Below are 745 nucleotides of genomic sequence, written 5' to 3'. Positions count from 1 at the left end.
GGCGTGGGCGCGCGTGGGGGGGCGGGTGCGTCGTGCGTCACGGCCACGATGGCGGCCCTCCGCACAGGTCGCCGTCCCCCCGCCATCCGCGCGGCGGCGGCCATCGCATCGTGCGCGCGGTGCCGCGAAACCATGGGCGGGGCGAAGGCTGCGGCGGCCTGTGCCGCGCGGCGCGACACGGCATGCGCCCGGCCCGCCGTCCATGCCCCCGTCGTCCATGCCGCCGCCAATGGTTCGTGTTCTGATGTTTCCCGCCCCGGCGGCTCCCGCTCCGGCAGTTCGTGTTCCGGTAGTTCGTGTTCGGACGCCATCCGTCCGGGTGGCACAGGCCCCGGCGCCCCACCGCCGGCCATCGCGCCGCCGGGGGACGGGACGGGGGATGCGCCACGCGACAGGGCGGGCGGCGCCATGACGAGACCGCCCATGACGGCCCGCCGCAGGACGCCCCCCACCCCGCCCGCAAGCATGTCGAGCAGCGCGCGCAACGCCCTTGCATCCAGCCTGCGCCGCCCCTGCCCCGCCGCCAGCGCGGCCAGCATGCGCCGGCGTCGCGCGGCATGGTCGGGGGACAGCGCCTCATGCCATGCGTTCAGACAGGCGGCAGGGGTCATCGCACTCAATCCTCCGTCATGCGGTTGCAGGCATCCACCGCCGGGATTTCCAGCAGGTCATACAGGTCTTCGGTGTCATACACGTCCTGCAGTTCATGCAGGCGCGCCAGGCGCGACGCGATCACGCAGGCGAT

Annotated in this window: 1 protein-coding gene; it reads right to left on the bottom strand. The window is 74.2% G+C overall.

Annotated elements, in window-relative coordinates; genetic code table 11:
* Window positions 1-611 (bottom strand): hypothetical protein (locus HNH97_RS17685; protein ID WP_216657710.1); only part of this gene is annotated, 611 nt, incomplete at its 3' end.
* Window positions 612-745: the final 134 nt, after the last annotated feature.

Source organism: Gluconacetobacter entanii, from assembly GCF_013155425.1.
In the GTDB taxonomy this organism is placed as follows: domain Bacteria; phylum Pseudomonadota; class Alphaproteobacteria; order Acetobacterales; family Acetobacteraceae; genus Novacetimonas; species Novacetimonas entanii.
Note: the sequence above shows the minus strand (reverse complement) of the source record. Positions and strands in the feature narration are given on the sequence as shown.